General features: G+C 72.1%; 18 protein-coding genes. 8 read left to right on the plus strand and 10 right to left on the minus strand.

Annotation, left to right across the window (positions count from 1 at the left end):
• Positions 1-11: 11 nt before the first annotated feature.
• Positions 12-797, minus strand: a complete 786-nt coding sequence (nagB, locus tag ACYC1Z_RS01120) for a glucosamine-6-phosphate deaminase (protein ID WP_461407714.1) — start codon at positions 795-797, stop codon at positions 12-14.
• A gap of 148 nt (positions 798-945) precedes the next feature.
• Here nagB and ACYC1Z_RS01125 point away from each other — a divergent pair, with 148 nt between their 5' ends.
• From ACYC1Z_RS01125 to ACYC1Z_RS01140, 4 genes are all read left to right on the plus strand, one after another.
• Complete coding sequence (locus ACYC1Z_RS01125) at positions 946-1,698, plus strand: FadR/GntR family transcriptional regulator (protein WP_461407715.1); 753 nt, start codon at positions 946-948, stop codon at positions 1,696-1,698.
• On the plus strand, positions 1,695-2,627 hold the full coding sequence (locus ACYC1Z_RS01130; RefSeq protein ID WP_461407716.1) for a DUF4862 family protein: 933 nt from the start codon (positions 1,695-1,697) through the stop codon (positions 2,625-2,627). The genes ACYC1Z_RS01125 and ACYC1Z_RS01130 overlap by 4 nt, the downstream gene beginning before the upstream one ends.
• Positions 2,624-3,850 carry an N-acetylglucosamine-6-phosphate deacetylase gene (locus ACYC1Z_RS01135; protein WP_461407717.1) on the plus strand — a complete coding sequence of 409 codons (1,227 nt, stop codon included), beginning with the start codon at positions 2,624-2,626 and terminating at the stop codon, positions 3,848-3,850. Before ACYC1Z_RS01130 ends, ACYC1Z_RS01135 begins: the two co-directional genes overlap by 4 nt.
• Before the next feature lie 174 nt (positions 3,851-4,024).
• The gene (locus ACYC1Z_RS01140; RefSeq protein ID WP_461407718.1) at positions 4,025-4,396 is read left to right on the plus strand and encodes a type II toxin-antitoxin system VapC family toxin; all 372 of its coding nucleotides are present in this window, start codon (positions 4,025-4,027) and stop codon (positions 4,394-4,396) included.
• A 129-nt stretch (positions 4,397-4,525) separates the two neighbouring features.
• Here ACYC1Z_RS01140 and ACYC1Z_RS01145 read toward each other — a convergent pair whose 3' ends face one another.
• From ACYC1Z_RS01145 to map, 4 genes are all read right to left on the minus strand, one after another.
• Positions 4,526-4,993, minus strand: coding sequence for a carboxymuconolactone decarboxylase family protein (locus ACYC1Z_RS01145; protein WP_461407719.1), 468 nt, complete (start codon positions 4,991-4,993; stop codon positions 4,526-4,528).
• A 68-nt stretch (positions 4,994-5,061) separates the two neighbouring features.
• Entirely contained in the window at positions 5,062-5,274 is a 213-nt protein-coding gene (locus tag ACYC1Z_RS01150; RefSeq protein WP_461407720.1) for a PspC domain-containing protein, read from the minus strand.
• Between the two features lie 77 nt (positions 5,275-5,351).
• Positions 5,352-6,134 (minus strand): polyphosphate--glucose phosphotransferase, encoded by a 783-nt coding sequence (gene ppgK / locus ACYC1Z_RS01155; protein WP_461407721.1) that lies wholly within the window; start codon positions 6,132-6,134, stop codon positions 5,352-5,354.
• 51 nt (positions 6,135-6,185) lie between these two features.
• Positions 6,186-7,076: a type I methionyl aminopeptidase gene (gene map, locus ACYC1Z_RS01160; RefSeq protein ID WP_461407722.1), complete on the minus strand. Its 891-nt coding sequence runs from the start codon at positions 7,074-7,076 to the stop codon at positions 6,186-6,188.
• A gap of 23 nt (positions 7,077-7,099) precedes the next feature.
• On the opposite strand from map, the gene ACYC1Z_RS01165 reads away from it, so the two are divergent.
• Positions 7,100-7,288, plus strand: coding sequence for a hypothetical protein (locus ACYC1Z_RS01165; RefSeq protein WP_461407723.1), 189 nt, complete (start codon positions 7,100-7,102; stop codon positions 7,286-7,288).
• Positions 7,289-7,319: 31 nt separating this feature from the next.
• Here the strand turns inward: ACYC1Z_RS01165 and panB are convergent, their stop codons facing one another.
• Both panB and ACYC1Z_RS01175 read right to left on the minus strand, forming a co-directional pair.
• Positions 7,320-8,159, minus strand: coding sequence for a 3-methyl-2-oxobutanoate hydroxymethyltransferase (gene panB, locus ACYC1Z_RS01170; protein WP_461407724.1), 840 nt, complete (start codon positions 8,157-8,159; stop codon positions 7,320-7,322).
• Entirely contained in the window at positions 8,156-9,832 is a 1,677-nt protein-coding gene (locus ACYC1Z_RS01175; RefSeq protein WP_461407725.1) for an NAD+ synthase, read from the minus strand. Before ACYC1Z_RS01175 ends, panB begins: the two co-directional genes overlap by 4 nt.
• A gap of 143 nt (positions 9,833-9,975) precedes the next feature.
• On the opposite strand from ACYC1Z_RS01175, the gene glnA reads away from it, so the two are divergent.
• Genes glnA through ACYC1Z_RS01190 form a run of 3 tightly spaced genes read left to right on the plus strand, consistent with a single transcriptional unit; the run spans position 9,976 to position 15,120 of the window.
• Positions 9,976-11,313, plus strand: coding sequence for a type I glutamate--ammonia ligase (gene glnA, locus ACYC1Z_RS01180; protein WP_461407726.1), 1,338 nt, complete (start codon positions 9,976-9,978; stop codon positions 11,311-11,313).
• 39 nt (positions 11,314-11,352) lie between these two features.
• The gene (locus ACYC1Z_RS01185; RefSeq protein WP_461407727.1) at positions 11,353-14,403 is read left to right on the plus strand and encodes a bifunctional [glutamine synthetase] adenylyltransferase/[glutamine synthetase]-adenylyl-L-tyrosine phosphorylase; all 3,051 of its coding nucleotides are present in this window, start codon (positions 11,353-11,355) and stop codon (positions 14,401-14,403) included.
• Positions 14,404-14,451: 48 nt separating this feature from the next.
• The gene (locus ACYC1Z_RS01190; RefSeq protein WP_461407728.1) at positions 14,452-15,120 is read left to right on the plus strand and encodes a histidine phosphatase family protein; all 669 of its coding nucleotides are present in this window, start codon (positions 14,452-14,454) and stop codon (positions 15,118-15,120) included.
• Between the two features lie 21 nt (positions 15,121-15,141).
• On the opposite strand, the gene ACYC1Z_RS01195 is transcribed toward ACYC1Z_RS01190, so the two are convergent.
• The 3 genes from ACYC1Z_RS01195 to ACYC1Z_RS01205 are packed head-to-tail and all read right to left on the minus strand — an operon-like array spanning position 15,142 to position 17,815.
• Complete coding sequence (locus ACYC1Z_RS01195) at positions 15,142-15,906, minus strand: amino acid ABC transporter ATP-binding protein (RefSeq protein WP_461407750.1); 765 nt, start codon at positions 15,904-15,906, stop codon at positions 15,142-15,144.
• A gap of 8 nt (positions 15,907-15,914) precedes the next feature.
• Complete coding sequence (locus tag ACYC1Z_RS01200) at positions 15,915-16,910, minus strand: amino acid ABC transporter permease (RefSeq protein WP_461407729.1); 996 nt, start codon at positions 16,908-16,910, stop codon at positions 15,915-15,917.
• Positions 16,910-17,815, minus strand: a complete 906-nt coding sequence (locus ACYC1Z_RS01205; protein ID WP_461407730.1) for an ABC transporter substrate-binding protein — start codon at positions 17,813-17,815, stop codon at positions 16,910-16,912. Before ACYC1Z_RS01205 ends, ACYC1Z_RS01200 begins: the two co-directional genes overlap by 1 nt.
• Positions 17,816-18,043 lie beyond the last annotated feature (228 nt).

An 18,043-nucleotide genomic window follows, 5' to 3' on the forward strand; every position in this document is an offset into this window, starting at 1 on the left:
CCCCGGGAGGGCTAGAGGCCCTGCCAGTCGGGCTTACCGGCGAAGACCTCGCGGTAGTAGTTGGCGAGCTGCAGGCGCGAAGCGGCTGCGGGGTCCAGAAGCACGGTGGCGTGGGGATGGTGTTGGAGGATCGTACCCGGCCACATGGCGCTGACCGGGCCCTCGACCATCTGGTGCACGGCCTCGGCCTTGGCGGAGCCGGTCGCGAGGAGGACGACGTGGCGGGCGCGCATGATGGTGCCCAGCCCCTGGGTCAGGCAGTGCCGTGGGACGGCGGCGACATCGTCGCCGAAGAACCGTGCGTTGTCCGCCCGGGTCTGGGCGGTGAGGGTCTTGATACGCGTGCGGGAGGCGAAGGAGGAGCCCGGCTCGTTGAAGGCGATGTGCCCGTCCGTGCCGATGCCAAGGATCTGCAGGTCGACCCCGCCCGCAGCGTGGATGGCATGCTCGTAGGCCGCGCACGCGGCACGGAGGTCGGCCGCGTTCCCGTCGGGGCCGTGCACGGCGTCGGGGCCCAGGTCGACGTGTCCGGTGAACTCGCGCTCGATGACGTGTCGGTACCGCTCGGGATGCGCCTCGTCCAGTCCGACGTACTCGTCGAGTGTGAACGCACTCGCTTCCTCGAAGGACAGCCGCCCGGCGTCGTGGCGCCGGATGAGCTCGCGGTAGACGGGCAGCGGGCTCGATCCCGTGGCGAGGCCAAGGACCGTTCGCCGGGTGGCCCTGAGCAGCGCCTCGAGGTGATCGGCGACGAGGGCGACCCGTTCGTCCTCGTCGTTGGTGATGATGATCTCCATCCCACTCCTTGTCGTTGCTGCCGGGCCCGATCTCCGCATCCGCGACACTGCGCGATGGCGACCTGAGCCACGCGACCCGAACGGCAGACATCAGACATCTGATGTACTACCCTGAACCCTAGGTCGAGCTGAGAGTGGGGTCAAGCAGATGGCGGACACGACGTCGAAGGAGGTCGAGGGGCGGAAGAGCGTTGCCGTCCCTCGCGTGGTCGCTTCTCGAAGCGCCGAGACTGCTGCCCAGATCAAGGAGTACATCCTGATCAACCGGCTCCACCCCGGCGATCCCTTGCCGACCGAGACCGAGTTGGGCGATCTGCTCTCCGTCTCACGATCGAGCGTCCGGGAAGCGGTGCGCACGTTGTCGACCTTGGGCATCGTGGACGTCCGGCACGGGCACGGGACCTTCGTCGGCGAGATGTCACTCGCCGGGCTCGTGGAGACGCTCGTGTTTCGCGGGGTACTGGAACCTGGCGACGACCTGCGGGCTCTGCGCGAGATCATCGAGATCCGTCAGGCGCTCGACCTCGCGATGGCCGACCGCGTCACCCAGGCGGTCGCCGGCACCCACGACCCCCAGCTGTGGGAGCTGGTCGGCCAGATGAAGGAGGCCAGTGATCGGGGCGAGACGTTCGCGGGGCAGGATCGCGTCTTTCACACGACCCTGCTCGCCGCGACGGCGAACTCGATCATCGGCCCCCTGGTCGGGGCGTTCTGGGACGTACACACCGCTGTCATGCCCAAGCTCGGCGTCTCCCTGCCCGACGACCTGGAAGTGACCGCGAACGCGCACGGCGAGATGCTGCTCGCCGCCGAGGCCGGCGATGTCGCCGGCTACCAGGAGGCCGTCTGCCGTCACTACGCCCCGCTGATGCGCGCACTCGACAGGAGCTCCCGCGCGTGAGGTCCTCGCCTAGCTCCGGGCCGTTCCTCGGTGCCTACGCACTGGCAGCCGGGCTCGAGCCAGAGGCTGTGGCCGCCTTGTATCGGTTGCTGGCCGAGCTGCCCATCGCGGGCCTCGAGCTTCCGCTCTCGGCCGCCGACGGCCGCTCATCGTGGTTTCACACCCACGTTCGAGACGACTGGGACCTGGTGGTGACGTGCATCCCCACGACGATGCAGCGCCTCGGGATCGATCCGAGGTACGGCCTGGCGTCCCGCGACGACGAAGGACGCCGCGCGGCGCTGGCCGACGTCGCGGCCGCCCTCGTGTTCGCCGCCGAGCTCGCCGAGGCCTCCGGTAGGGCGCGGGTGCGCGCTGTCCAGGTCCACAGCGCACCCCGCCGGGAGAACGCCTCGGTGGAGGCGCTTGCCCGTTCGTTCGACGCGCTCGGCGAGGCCGAGCTGTCTGGGGCCCGCCTCGTCCTGGAGCACTGCGACGCCGCTCGCCCCGGTCGGCTGTTTCACAAGGGCTTCCTCGAGATCGACGAGGAGATCGCGATGCTCGCCGACCACGACATCGCGATGGCGATCAACTGGGGACGTTCGGCCATCGAAGGCCGATCGCCCGAGACGCCCGTGGAGCACGTGCGCGCCGCAGCGGAGGCGGGCGTCCTCGGTGGAGTCATGTTCTCCGGCGTCGCCGACCACGTCACGGCCTGGGGGTCGGCCTGGGACGACAGCCACATGGCACCGCGGGGAGCCGATCCCGCGCTCGAGGAATCGGCGGAGAGCCTCCTCGGCTCGCAACAGATTGCCGAGACGCTGGACGCCGCCGGTCCCAACCTCGACTACGTCGGGGTGAAGGTGACGGTCCGTCCCGAGGATGCCGGCGCGACGGCGCGCGTCGCCGTGGCTCTGGCCGCACTCGAACTCCTGGAGACGCGACGATGAGCATCCGCGACGCCACCGCACCGGAGTACCTCCGCGGCCGCGTCGTGACCCCGACGGAGGTCATCGCCGACGGCGTCGTCGTCATCCGCGGCGAGGTGATCGCATGGGTGGGTGAGGCGCGGGACGCAGAAACCGCGGGCTGGTCCGGTGTACCCGACCCGGTCGCGGCGCCACCCACCGTGCTCCCCGGCCTCGTGGACATCCACACCCACGGAGGAGGCGGCGCGAGCTACCCCGACGCCACCACCCCGCGGCAGGCACTGGTCGCGGTGCACGAGCACCTCGCCCACGGGACCACGACACTCGTGGCCTCCCTGGTGACCGCCGCACCGGACACGCTGCGCGAGCGGGTCACGATGCTTGCCGCACTCGCGGATGCCGGGGAAATTGCCGGCATCCACCTTGAGGGCCCCTTCGTCTCGATCGTGCGCTGCGGCGCGCAGGACCCGGACCTGATCCAGAAACCAGACCCGGATCTGACCCGTGAGCTCGCCGCGCTGGCACGCGGTCACCTGGTGACCATGACGCTCGCTCCCGAGCTCGCCGGGGTCGCCGGTGACGGTGGGGTCCTCGACGTGCTGATCGGCGCGGGTGCGCTGCCGAGCTTCGGGCACACCGACGCGAGCTGGCAGCAGACCTCGGCAGCCCTGACTGAGGCGCGCACCCGGCTTGCCGCGTCGCCCGAACCGCGCCCGGGCCGGGCGACCGTGACGCATCTGTTCAACGGCATGCGCCCACTGATACATCGGGACCCCGGTCCGATCCCGGTCTTCCTCGCCGCCGCCGCCCACGGCGAGGCGGTCATCGAGCTCATCGCGGACGGCACCCACGTCGCACCGGAGCTCGTGCAGAGCATCTTCACTCTGGTCGGTGCGGCAAACATCGCCCTGGTCACCGACGCCATGGCAGCCGCAGGAATGCCCGACGGCGCCTACCGGCTCGGTTCGCAGGACGTCACCGTCGACCACGGCGTGGCCCGCCTCACCCGCGGCGGCGCGATCGCCGGTGGCACGGCGCACCTTCTCGACATCGTCCGGACCACGGTCGCGGGCGGAGTACCGCTCGTGGACGTCGTGCTCGCCGCGGCGACCACCCCCGCCACAGTGCTGGCCGACAACCACGTGGGCGCGCTCGAGGCCGGTCGCCGGGCCGACATCCTGCTCACCGACGACGACTTCCGGGTACTGAACGTCCTGCGTGCCGGCCAAGTTGTCGCACCCTGAACGGCGCCCGGCCGCATGCACGACCGGCATCGAGCGAATGGTGCCCGTGAGTTTCGAAGCAGGGGGAGTCGAGCCTTCGCATGGGCAGCAGCGAAGCCTTGCCCTTGTCCGCCGGAATGGCCGGTTTGCCCGGGGCGACGCACAGATCCTCCAGGATCGTCAGGCTGGTCGTCGGTGATCGTGATCGACGCCTCGGCAATGGTCGAGGCACTGGTCGGTCGGGACGTCGACCCCGCGTTCCTCGACGTGCTGGCCGGTGAGCTGGACGCCCCGCACCTGCTCGATGTGGACGTGATGTCGGTGCTCCGCAGGCTCACCCTCGTGGGCATGCTCGACCCGATCGAGGCGGAGGAGGCCAGGCGAAACCACTTCGCGTTCGCCATCACGCGCCATGAGGTCGAACCCTTTGCTGATCGCATCTGGGACTTTGCGCCACCGGTACACGAACTACGACGCGGGTTACCTGGCGGTGCTACCTGGCCCTGGCCGAGGCGCTCGACGCACCCTGTACACCTGCGACATCACGCTCGTCGGCAACTGCCATGATGCCGACGTCCGCGTCGTCCCCCGCACGCACGGATACGCCGCTGATGGCACGCCCGCGCCGGTCATGCCCGTCTGCTGGGAGTCCGCACAGAGCCCGTGGTGACGCGCGGGACGGGACAGCCGGCGTGGCTACTCGCCGACGGGGTACCGGCTGGCGATCGCGATCCGGTTCCAGGAGTTGATGGCCACGGCTAGCCAGAGCACCGCCGTCAGGCGCTCGGCGCCGAGCACGTCGCGGGCGGTATCATAGACGGCGTCGGGCACGTGAGCGCCCGCCACGAGGGTGACCTCCTCGGCCAGCGCGAGCGCGGCGCGTTCCTGCTCGGTGAAGAAGCTCGTCTCGCGCCAGGCCGGCAGCACCGCCAGCCGCTCGGGCGTCTCGCCCGCCTCGCGCGCGTCCCGCGTGTGCATGTCCAGGCAGAACGCGCAGCCGTTGATCTGGGAGGCGCGGATCTTCACGAGCTCGACCAGACGCGGCTCGAGCCCGGCCTCCGTGGCGATCTCGCGTGCCTCACGATCGAGGGCCACCATGGCGCGGTAGACGGCTGGGGACGCCGTGCCGAGGTGGATCCGTCCGCTCGTTCGTGTCGTGGTCATGCTCGACACGCTAGTCCCGTCACCCCGATCGGGACGTGGGGCCTGGTTCGACGAACGGGCGGCGGGGCTCAGTACTCGTTGGGCATGAGGATCCACAGGATCGGGTAGATGATGAGTTGGCTGCCCGGGATCACCATGAGCAGCAGCACGAAGAGCAGCCGCGCCGCCCACGGCCCCAGGCCGAAGCGCTGCCCCAGCCCGGCGCACACGCCGCCGAGCACGCGCGTGTCACGGGGCCGGACCAGGCCCCGGTTGCGGAAGTTGGTGCGGACGTCGGTCATCGGTCAGGCCTCTCGGTTCGGGGTGGTGCGCTGAGGTCTCGAGCATCGACCGCGAGCGCCGTGCGCGCATCGGGGAACTACCCCTGATCCACCCCGAAAGGACCCTGAGCCGCGCGGGCGGCGAGCAGCGCGGCCCCGACGATCCCCGCACTGTTGCGCAGCTCCGCCGGCACGATCGGGGCGCTCGTGCGCAGCAGCGGGAGGAACTTCTCGTGCTTCTTGCTCACCCCGCCGCCGACGACGAGCAGGTCGGGGGAGAAGAGCAGCTCGACGGTCTCGTAGAACCGCTGGAGGCGCTCCGCCCAGTCCTTCCAGCTCAGGTCGTCCCGCTCCTTGACGGCTGAGGCGGCCCGGTGCTCCGCCTCGTGCCCGTCGATCTCGAGGTGGCCGAGCTCGGTGTTCGGCACCAGGACGCCGTCGACGAGGAGGGCCGAGCCGATCCCGGTGCCGAGCGTCGTCATGAGCACCACGCCCGCGACGCCGGCCGCAGCGCCGTGCACGGCCTCGGCCACGCCCGCGGCGTCGGCGTCGTTGACGGCGACGACGGTGCGGCCGGTCGCCGCGCTCATCAGCTCGGGGACGTTCACGCCCTTCCAGCTCCGGTGCAGGTTCGCGATGAACGGCACCACGCCGTGCTTGATGGGGGCCGGGAACGTCAGCCCGAGCGGGACGTCCGGCGCCAGGTCGAAGGCCGCCACGAGTTCCACGACGGTGTCGGCGACGGCGTGCGGCTTGGACGGGTCGGGCGTGGGGATGCGGACCCGGTCGGCGAGGAGCGCCCCGGTGGTCAGGTCCACCGGGGCGCCCTTGATGCCGGAGCCGCCGATGTCGATGCCGAACGCGATGGACAGGTCGGTCACAGTGTTCCCCAGGTGTGCGGCCCTCGCGGGCGATGGTCGGTCGGGCCGAGGTTAGCGCGGCAAGGTGAGGATCTCCGCGCCGTCCTCCGTCACCACCAGCGTGTGCTCCCACTGGGCGGTGCGCGACCGGTCCTTGGTCAGCACGGTCCAGCCGTCGTCCCACTGGTCCCACTCGATGCCGCCGAGGGTGAGCATGGGCTCGATGGTGAACACCATGCCGGGTTCGATGACGTCGTCGTAGCGGGGCGCCGAGTCGTAGTGGGGGATGATCAGACCCGAGTGGAACGCCTCGCCGACGCCGTGGCCGGTGAAGTCGCGCACCACGCCGTAGTCGAACCGGCGGGCGTACGCCTCGATGACGCGGCCGATGACGTTGACCTCGCGGCCGGGCCGGACCGCCTTGATGCCGCGTTCCATGGCGGTCCTCGTGCGCTCGACCAGCAGGTGCGACTCCTCGTCGACCTCGCCCACCTCGAACATCGCGTTGAGGTCGCCGTGCACGCCGTCGACGTACGCGGTGATGTCGATGTTGAGGATGTCGCCCTCGGCCAGCACGGTGGAATCCGGGATGCCGTGACAGATGACCTCGTTGAGCGAGGTGCACAGCGACTTGGTGAAGCCCTGGTACCCCAGCGTGGACGGGTAGGCGCCGTGGTCGACCAGGAACTCGTGGCCGATGCGGTCGAGCTCGTCGGTGGTCACCCCGGGAACCACGTGCGTGCCCACCTCCTCGAGCGCGAGGGCGGCGATGCGTGAGGCCTTGCGGATCCGCTCGATCGTCTCCGGGGCCTTGACCTCCGACGCCGTGACAAGCTCCGGGCCGGTGCGGCCGACGTACTCCGGCCGGGCGATGGCGGCGGGGACGTCGCGCATCGGCGTCACATCGCCCTTGGTCAGGGTGCCCCGGGGGGCGCGGTCGGCGAGGATACTGAGATCGGGCATGATCCGATCCTAATGAGGCCGAGATGAGCGAGTTCTACTACAACCTCTCGACGAGGCAGGTCGAGGAGGGCAAGGTCGCCGGGGCCACCGACCGCATGGGCCCCTACCCGAGCGCCGAGGAGGCCGCCCACGCGCTCACCGAGGCCAAGGAACGCAACGAGGCGTGGGACGCCGCCGACGCGGCGTGGACCGACGACGACGAGGGCGACTGACGGACCGATCGCACCCGTCGGACCGATCGCATCAGTCCGACGTGTGCTCCCCGCCCGGGAACGTGCGCTCCCGCACGGCGCGGGCGTAGTTGCGAGCCGTCGTCGACAGCGCGGCGGCGACATCGCCGAACTGCTGCGCGTACGCCGGTGGGTGCGCGGAGAAGCCCGCCATGTCGGTCCACACCAGCACCTGGCCGTCGCAGCCGGGACCGGCGCCCAGGCCGATCGTCGGCACGGGCAGCACCTCGGTGATGCGGTCGGCCACCTCGGGCGGTACCTGGTCGAGGAGCACCGCGACGGCGCCGGCCTCCGCCAGGGCGAGTGCGTCCGAGACGATCCGTTCGGCGGCGTCGTGCCCACCACCGTGCACCCGCGCGCCGGCGAGCATGTTCTCCAGCTGCGGCATGTTGCCCAGGTGGCCCAGCACGGGGATGCCGGAGAGCGTGAGCAGCCGGACGTGCTCGCTCAGGTGTGCCCCGCCCTCGATCTTGACCCCGTGCGCGCCGCCCTCCTTGACCATCCGGACGGCGGTGGCGTGGCACTGCTGGGGCGAGGCCTCGTAGGAGCCGAACGGCAGGTCCGCGATGACCATCGCCCGCCGGGTCGCCCGGGCCACCGCACGCACGGAGGGGACGATCTCCTCGACGGTCACCGGGATCGTGCTCGTGTAGCCGAGCACCGCGATGCCCACCGAGTCCCCGACGAGGAGCAGGTCGATCCCGGCCTCGTCGAAGACGCGCGCGGTGATGCCGTCGTAGGCGGTGAGCATGGTCAACGGCTCGCCGCGCTCCTTGGCGGCGCGCAGGTGCGGCGCCTCGACCCGGTGCGGGACGGGCGTGGCGCCGGGCCCGGTCGGTCGGTCCGTGTTCATCGGTGCGCCTCCTCGCGCTCGGGGTCCTGGACGAGCTGTTCGCGCCACCGGCTCGTCACCGGTAGGCGCCGGTCGCGGCCGAACGCCATGGCGGTGACCTTCGGTCCCAGCGGGTACTGCCGCCGCTTCCACTCCGCCCGGTCGACCAGGCTGAGCACCAGCTCGACCGTGCCGGCGTCGAACCCGGCCGCGAGGAGCTCGCCGCGGCCGAGGCCGCGGTCGACGTACCCCTCCAGGACGGCGTCGAGCAGGGCGTACTCCGGCAGTGAGTCGGTGTCCTGCTGATCGGGCCGCAGCTCGGCCGAGGGCGGCTTCTCGATGGAGGACACCGGGATCGGTTCGGTCTGCCCGGCGGCCCGGGCGGTCTCGTTGCGCCACCGGGCGAGCTCCCACACGCGCGTCTTGAGCACGTCCTTCAGGGGTGCGAAGCCGCCGACGGCGTCGCCGTAGATCGTCGAGTAGCCCACCGCGAGCTCGCTCTTGTTCCCCGTCGCGAGCACCAACGGACCCTCGCTGTTCGAGACCGCCATGAGGATCACGCCGCGCATCCGGGCCTGGAGGTTCTCCGCCGCGACGCCGGTCAGGCCCAGGGGCTCCTCGAACTCGGCGACCATGCCGGCGATCTCCTGGACCCGGTAGTCCACGCCGAGGCGGGCGGCGAGATCGGCGGCGTCGTCCCGGGAGTGGCCGGAGGAGTACCGCGACGGCATCGAGATCCCGACGACGTTCTCCGCCCCGACGGCGTCGGCCGCGATCGCGGCCACCAGGGCGGAGTCGATCCCGCCGGAGAGCCCGAGCACCACCTTCGTGAAGCCGTTCTTGACGACGTAGTCCCGCAGCCCGAGCGTGACCGCCCGGTACATCTGCTCGACGTCGCCGCGCTCGGCGACCGGCGCGCTCCCGGTCACGGGGGCGGCGCCGGCGCCCGGGAGGTCGATGAGGAGGAGCTCCTCGGCGAAGCCCGCCGCGGCCGCGACGAGCGCCCCGGCGGCGTCGAGCACGAACGAGTGTCCGTCGAAGACGAGGTCGTCCTGCCCGCCCACGAGGTTGACGTAGAGCACCGGGCAGCCGAGCTCGCGGGCCCGGTCGCGGGCGAGGCGGCGCCGCACGGCCCCCTTGCCGTCCTCGAACGGGGAGCCGTTCGCCACGAGCAGGGCGTCCAGGCCCTGGCCGGCCAGCTGCGTCACCGGGCCGCCGACCTGCCAGATGTCCTCGCAGATCGCCAGGCCGAGCCGGAACCCGTCGACCTCGAGCACGACCGGCTCCTGGCCGGGTGCGAAGATTCGGTACTCGTCGAAGACGCCGTAGTTGGGCAGGTGGTGCTTGACGTAGACCGCACCGACGGCGCCGTCGTGCAGGTCCGCGAGCACATTGGTCGGCCGGCCGTCGGTCGCGGTGCCCAACGAGCCGAGCACCACGTGCACGCCGCCGAGCCCGTCCGCGGCGAGCTCGGCCGCCAGGCGGGACAGGCGGGCGGCGGCCGCCCGCTGGAAGGAGCCCCGCACCGCGAGATCCTCGACCGGGTAGCCGGTGAGCATCATCTCCGGGGCGAGCACGACGGCGGCCCCCGCCTCGGCCGCGGCGGTGGCGGCCCGGCGGACGGCGTCGGCGTTGCCGTCGAGGTTGCCCACGGTCGTGTCGAGCTGGGCCAGAGCGATGCGCAGCGGTGCCATGACCTCACCCTATGGCGCGCGGCGCCCGTGAGCCGTGTCACCACGACCGCCCACCGTGCACCATGATGGACAGGTGCGGCGCGCGGGCGTCGGTAGCGCGGCCGGACGAGCCGCCGGTCCGCCAGGGCAGTCAGGAGATGTCGATGGACAAGCAGCAGGAGTACGTGCTCCGGGCGATCGAGGAGCGCAACGTCCGCTTCATCCGGCTCTGGTTCACGGACGTGCTGGGCGTGCTGAAGTCGGTCGCCGTCGCCCCCGCGGAGCTCGAGGGCGCGTTCGGGGAGGGCATCGGGTTCGACGGCTCCTCCGTCGAGGGCCTCACCCGTGTGTACGAGGCGGACATGATCGCCCGCCCGGACGCCGCCACGTTCCAGGTGCTGCCCTGGCGCGGCGGGGAGAACTCGGTCGCCCGCATCTTCTGCGACATCGTCACCCCGCTGGGGGAACCGGCCCGTTCCGACCCGCGCAACGTCCTCAAGCGGTCTCTCGCGAAGGCCGCCGACGCCGGGTTCACCTTCTACACCCACCCGGAGATCGAGTTCTACCTCTTCGAGCAGCCGGCGACGCCGGAGAGCCCGCTCGTGCCCGTCGACAGGGCCGGCTACTTCGACCACGTGGCACAGGGCACCACCAACGACTTCCGCCGGGACGCCATCACCACCCTGGAGGCGATGGGCATCTCCGTGGAGTTCTCCCACCACGAGGCCGGCCCGGGCCAGAACGAGATCGACCTGCGCTACGCCGACGCGCTGAGCACGGCCGACAACATCCAGACCTTCCGGGCCGTGGTGAAGGAGGTCGCCCTCAGCCAGGGCGTCCTGGCGACCTTCATGCCCAAGCCGCTCATGGAGGCGCCCGGTTCGGGGATGCACACCCACATGTCCCTCTTCGAGGGCGACCGCAACGCCTTCCACGACCCGGCCGGGGAGTACCAGCTCTCGGACACCGGGCGGGCGTTCATCGCGGGCCTGCTCCACCACGCCGGCGAGATCACCGCCATCACCAGCCAGTACGTCAACTCCTACAAGCGGCTCTGGGGCGGCGCCGAGGCACCCAGCTACGTGTGCTGGGGGCACAACAACCGTTCCGCACTGGTCCGGGTGCCGATGTACAAGCCCGGCAAGGGCCAGTCCGCCCGGGTGGAGTACCGCGCCCTGGACTCCGCCGCCAACCCCTACCTCGCTTACGCCGTCCTGCTCGCCGCGGGCCTCAAGGGTATCGAGGAGGGCTACGAGCTGCCCGAGGGCGCGGGGGACGACGTCTGGGCCATGAGCTCCGCCGAACGTCGGGCCCTGGGCATCCAGGAGCTGCCGGGCTCGCTCAGCGAGGCGGTGGGGCTCATGGAGGGCTCCGAGCTCGTCGCGGAGACGCTGGGGGAGGACGCCTTCGAATACTTCCTGCGTAACAAGCGCACGGAGTGGGAGGAGTACCGCAACCAGGTGACCGACTTCGAACGGCGCCGCTTCATCCCCGGCAACTGACCATCGATCGCGCAGCGGTCACGCGAAGGAGGAAGCGGCGTGGCGCGACCCGTCTCGTCCACGAGCGTCCTGCGCCGCCTGGGTTTCACCGACCCGGCCCGCGCCGAGCGGCTCCTCGCCGAGCCCGCCCTCACGCGTTTCGTCGAGGCGACGGCGGCCGCCGGGGCGCCGCTGCCGGAGGCCCTCGGCGCGACGGCCGATCCCGACCTGGCGCTCCTCGCGCTGCTGCGGATGGCGGAGTCCGCGACCGGGGAGACGGCCGACCTGCTGAGCGAGGTCCTTGCCGGGGCGGGCAGCCCGCGCCGCCGGCTCCTCGCGGTGCTCGGCGCCTCATCGGCGTTCGGGGACGCCCTGGTGGCCCGGCCGGAGTCGGTCGCCCTCCTGCTCGACCGGCCCGGGGAGGCCGGGGTCCTCGACCTCGGCGCCGCGGACGAACGGGACCGGGCGCTGCGCGCCGTCGGTGCGGACCCGGCCACCGACGTGCCGGTGGCCACCGTGACCGGCGCCGACGGGGTCGCGATGCTGCGGCGGACCTACCGACGCCGCCTCCTGGAGATCATGGCCGCGGACCTCACCAGCGCCGACCCCCTCGAGGATCTGCCCAAGGTGGCCGCGGCGATCGCCGACATCGTCGACGGCGCCCTCGACGCCGCCCTGGCCGTGGCCCGGGCCGATCAGCCTGACGGCGCCCGGGGCGTCCGCCTCGCCATCCTCGGCATGGGCAAGACGGGTGGGCGCGAGCTCAACTACATCTCCGACGTCGACGTCGTCTACGTGTGCGAGCCGGCACCCGGCTCGGGCCTCGACGAGCACGAGGCGCTCGACGTCGGCGCGCGCCTCGCCGGGACCCTCGCCCAGGCGTGCTCCGCCCCGGGGCCGGAGCCGGCGCTGTGGCCGCTGGACGCCAACCTGCGGCCCGAGGGACGCGACGGGCCGCTGGTGCGCACCCTGGCCTCCCACGTCGCCTACTACGAGCGCTGGGCCAAGGGGTGGGAGTTCCAGGCTCTGCTCAAGGCGCGGCCGATCGCGGGCGATCGCCGCCTCGGCGAGGCCTACCTGACGGCGCTGACGCCCCTGATCTGGACCGCGAGCGAGCGCGAGCACTTCGTCGAGGACGCCCAGGCGATGCGCCGGCGGGTGGAGAACCACGTCCCGCCCGCCGAGGCCGAGCGTCAGCTCAAGCTCGGGCGCGGCGGCCTGCGCGATGTCGAGTTCACCGTCCAGCTCCTGCAGATGGTGCACGGCCGCACCGACGACTCGATCCGGTCCCCCACCACGCTCACAGGGCTCGCCCAGCTCGCCACCGCCGGGTACGTCTCCCGGGACGACGCCACCGAGCTCGACCGCCACTACCGGTTCCTGCGGGTGCTCGAGCACCGCATCCAGCTCTACCGGATGCGCCGCTCCCACGTGGTGCCCAGCGCGGAGGCGGACCTGCGCCGGCTCGGCCGGGCCATGCGGACCGACGGGGTGGACTCGGCGGCGTCGCTGGAGGCACGGTGGCAGGAGGTGCGCCGCGAGGTGCGGCACCTGCACGAGTCGATCTTCTACCGGCCGCTGCTGCCGCTGACGGCCCAGCTCAGCGCGGCGGACGTGGCCCTGGCGCCGGCGGCCGCGCACGCCCGGCTGGCCGCGATCGGCTTCCACGCCCCCGACGCCGCGTTGCAGCATCTCGCGGCGCTGACGCACGGCATCTCCCGCCGGGCGGCGATCCAGCGCCAGCTGCTGCCGGTGATGCTCGGCTGGTTCGCCCAGGGTCCCGAGCCGGACGAGGGGCTGCTGGCGTTCCGCCGCATCTCCGAGGTCATGGGTACGACGCACTGGTACCTGAAGCTCCTGCGTGACTCCGGCGCGGCCGCCGAGCGGCTCGCGCGCCTGCTCTCCTCGAGCCGGTACGTCGCGGACGCCCTCGGGCGCCTCCCCGAGGCCGTGCGCTGGCTCGACGACGACACCGAGATGGCCCCGCGCGACGAGGGGGCGCTGGCCGCCGAACTGGGCTCGCTCCAGGGCCGACGCTCCGACCCCGGCGAGAGCGTGATGGCGGCCCGGTACCTGCGCCGGCGGGAGCTGCTGCGCGCCGGCATCGGGGACGTGCTCACCGGCCTGCCCGCCATCCGGGCCGACGAGGCGATCACGACGGCGACCGACGTCGTCCTCGCCGGCGCCCTGCGGGCCGCGGTGACGCAGGCGTGTGCGGAGGCGGGCCTCGACGCACCACCGTCGCGCTACCTGATGGTGGCGATGGGGCGGCTCGGCGGCCGGGAGATGACGTACGGCTCGGACGCCGACGTGTTGTTCGTGCACGACCCGCTGCCCGGCGCCGACCCCGAGACCGCGACCCGGACGGCGGTAGCCGTCGCGGCCGGGGTGCGCGCGCTGCTCGGCGAGACCGGTGCCGAGCCGCCGCTGGAGGTGGACACGGGCCTGCGTCCCGAGGGGCGCAACGGCCCCATCACCCGCACGCTCGCCTCCTACGGGGAGTACTACGAGCGCTGGCTCGAGCCATGGGAGCGGCAGGCGCTGCTGCGGGCCCGCCCGGCCGCGGGCGACGCGGACCTCGCCGAGCGGTTCCGTGCGCTCATCGACCCCCTCCGCTACCCCGACGGCGGCCTCGTCGACGGCGACCTGCGCGAGCTCCGGCGCATCAAGGCACGCGTGGAGTCCGAACGGATCCCGCGCGGCGTGCCGCCGTCGCGGCACCTCAAGCTCGGCCCCGGCGGGCTCAGCGACGTCGAGTGGACGGTCCAGCTGCTCCAGCTCCGCCACGCCGGTGCCGTGCCGGAGGCCCGGACCACCTCCACCGCCCAGGCGCTGCACGCCCTGCACGAGGCCGGCGTCGTCACCGTGGAGGAGGCCGAACGGATGACGGAGGCATGGCAGCTGGCCGCGCGGATCCGCTCCGCCGTCGTGCTGGGCAGCGGCCGGGCCACCGGCACCCGGATGGACGCGCTGCCCCACGACCCGCACCGGCTCGAGGTGGTCGCCCGGCTGCTGGGCTACGAGCCCGGGGGTCGGCTCGACCTCGAGGAGGACTACCTCCGGGCGGCCCGGCGGGCCCGCGCCGTCGTCGAGGAGCTGTTCTACGGCTGAGGGCCGCGCGCGGCAGGCACCGGCAGGGGCATGAGGCAGGATGGATGGATGCGTCTCATCCTCGTCCGTCACGGTCAGACCCCGTCCAACGTCGGCGGACTGCTGGACACCGGCGCCCCGGGACCGGGCCTGACGGAGCTCGGCCGGGAGCAGGCGGCCGCAGCCGTGCACACCCTGCGCGGCGAGCGCGTCGAGGCGATCTTCGCGTCCGTCCTGGTGCGGACACAGGAGACGGCGGCACCCCTGGCCGGTGCGCTGGGGCAGGGGATCGAGGTGCGCGAGGGCATCCGGGAGATCGCGGCCGGCGACCTCGAGATGCGCGGCGACCGCACGTCCGTGGAGCGCTATCTCAGGACGATCCTCGGCTGGACCGAGGGCGACCTGCACGCTCGCCTGCCCGGTGGGGAGACCGGCGCGGAGGTGTTCGACCGGTTCGACGCCGTCGTCGAGGAGATCGCCGGGCTCGACGTCGGTACCGCCGTGGCCTTCAGCCACGGTGCGGCCATCCGCGCCTGGACCGCCGTCCGCGCGGCCAACGTCTCGACCGCCCACATCGCCGCGAACCCGATCGGCAACACCGGTGCGGTGGTGCTCGAGGGGCACCCGCGCACCGGCTGGCACGCCGTGGCTTGGGAGGGTCGCGCGGTGGGCGGGCCCAGCGTCGACGCCCCGACGTCGGCCGGCCCCGTGGGCGAGCCCGTCGAGCCGCGCGGGTAGCTCACAACACCTTGGGGTAGCTCACAACACCTTGGAGAGGAACTCCCGGGTGCGCTGCTGCTGCGGGTCGTCGAGGACGGTCCGCGGCTCGCCCTGCTCGACGATGACGCCGTCGTCCATGAACACGAGGTGGTCGCCCACCTCGCGGGCGAAGCCGATCTCGTGCGTCACCACCACCATCGTCATGCCCGAGGCGGCGAGATCCTGCATGACCGTGAGCACCTCACCCACCAGCTCCGGGTCCAGGGCGGAGGTGGGCTCGTCGAAGAGCATGAGCTCGGGCTCCATCGCGAGCGCCCGGGCGATGGCGACGCGCTGCTGCTGCCCGCCGGAGAGCTGGGCGGGGTAGTGGTCGGCGCGGTCGGCCAGGCCCACCCGGTCCAGCAGCTCGCGGGCGGCGGCGCGGGCGCCGGCCCTGGACCTGCGACGGACCTGGACGGGTGCCTCCATGACGTTCTCCAGCGCCGTCATGTGCGGGAAGAGGTTGAAGCGTTGAAAGACCATGCCGATCCGGGCCCGCTGCATCGCGATCTTCTTCGGGTGCAGGCGGTACAGCTCGGTGCGCCCGCCCCGGTCCTCCTCGCGGTAGCCGGCGAGGACGCCGTCGACACGCAGCCGGCCGGCGTCGATCTCCTCGAGCTGGTTGACGCAACGCAGCAGCGTGGACTTGCCGGACCCCGAGGGCCCGACGACGACGCAGACCTCCCCGGCGGCGACGGTCAGGTCCACGCCGCGCAGGACGTGGAGCTCACCGAAGAACTTGTGCAGGCCGGTGATCTCGACCATGGGTGTGGTCACGGTGTGTACTCCAGGAACGGGTCGTCCTTGGCGGTGCCGGCGGCCAGGATGGCCTGCTGACGGCGGCCGAGCGCGCGCCCCTTGCCGCCGCGCGGGCCCTGGCCGGGCGTGGAGCCGGCGAAGCCGCGGCCGTAGTACCGCTCGAGGTGGTGCTGGCCGACCATGAGGACCGACGTGATCGCGAGGTACCAGATGGCGGCGACGACCAGGAGCGGGATCGGCAGGAACAGGCGGTTGCCGATCGAGTTCGTCGCGAAGGTCAGGTCGAGCGTGAACGGGACGGCGAGCACGAGCGAGGTGGTCTTGAGCATGGAGATCGTCTCGTTGCCGGTGGGGGGCACGATGACCCGCATGGCCTGCGGCAGGATGATCCGCCGCAGGATCTTCCCCTCGTTCATGCCGAGCGCCCGGGCGGCCTCGGACTGCCCGGCGTCGACGCTGGCGATGCCCGAGCGGAAGATCTCCGCCAGGTAGGCGGCCTCGTTGAGCGCCAGGCCGAGGATCGCGGCGTAGGCGGCGTTGAAGATGTCCCGGGTGTCGAAGACGACGAACTCCGGGCCGAACGGGATCCCCAGGCTCAGCCGCGGGTACAGCACGGCGAGCAGACCCCAGAACGTGAGCTGGGTGTAGATCGGCGTGCCGCGGAAGAACCAGATGTAGAACCACGCCACGGAGCGGGTCACCGGGTTGCCCGAGCGGCGGACGACCGCCAGGGTCATCGCGAGGACGATCGCGATCGCCATCGACGCCGCGGTCAGCAGCAGGGTCCAGCCCACGCCCCGGACCAACGTCACGTCTCGCAGGTACAGCCAGACGATGTCCCAGCGGAAGTTCGGGTTGGTGGCCAGGGTGTTGCCCCCCATCGCGGCCAGCACAGCCACGACGGCGGCCGAGAACCACCGGCCGGGCCGGGGGACCGGGTGCGCGTGGAGGAGGTCCGGCGCACCGTCAGGCACGGAGCCCTCGTGCGGGGCGCCGGCGTGCCGGCTCATCAGAGGGCGGGGTTGAGCTCGGCGGTGGTGAGCCCGCCGGTGACGCCCCACGTGTCGAGGATGTCGGACCAGATGCCCTTGTCCATGAGGTGCTGCATGGCGGCCTGGAGCGCGGCGCTCATCTCGGGGTCGTCCTTGGACACGGCGATGCCCTGCGGGGCGGCCGCGAGGACGTCGCCGAGCTGCTCGACCTGGCCGTCGGTCTGGACGGCGGCGTACTGGCCCACGGGGGAGTCGGCGTACATGACGTCGAGCTTGCCCCCCACGAGGTTCGTGGTGACGTCGGCCTGGGAGTCGTAGCGCAGGATCTCGATGGCATCCTCGCCAGCCGCCTCACAGGCGGCGGAGAGGACGTCGGAGGCCTCGTCCTGGATCGTGCCGGTCTGCACGCCCATCGTCGTCCCGCACAGGTTCTCCGGGTCGAGGCCGGCGGGGTTGCCGGTCTGCACGGAGAAGGTGGAGCCGGAGGCGATGTAGGCGATCATGGCGACCTCGGCCAGGCGTTCGGGCGTGATGGAGAACGAGGCGATACCGGCGTCGTACTGGGTGCCGATGGCGGGGATGATCGAGGCGAACTCGGCATGGTCGACCTCGACCTCGACGCCGAGCACGCGGCCCAGCGCCAGGGCGAGGTCGACGTCGTAGCCCATGGGCGTCTGACCGTCGGTGCCGCCGAAGAACTCCGCGGGAGCGTACTGGAGATTGTCGCCGATCGAGAGCGTGCCGTCGACGTCAGCGGGCAGGAGCGCGGCGATGTCGTCGACCTTCTCGATGGCGGCGAGGTCGAACGCGGCGGGGCTGGTGGCGTCGTCGGCCGGCGGGGTGTCCGCGCGGGGATCCGAGGCGTTGGTGCAACCGGTGAGGGCACCGAGCGTGATGATGGACACGGCGGCAAGACGACGCATGAGGGGACTCCGGGGACGTGCGGGCGGGATGCCTCAGCATATCCACCCGGGTGCATGAACATGCAAGTCAATGCATATGTGGTGGGTCACACGCCTGATGCGGCCCGATCCGTTGCCGGTGGCGGCACCTCCTCGGGCGGGTCGTCGTCGATGAGCTGGGAGCGGCACCACTGCGAGGCCGGCATCGCGCCCGTTGGTGCTCGGGCGGGCGGTGGTGGAGGTGCCGGA

The organism is Georgenia sp. (genome assembly GCF_054605595.1).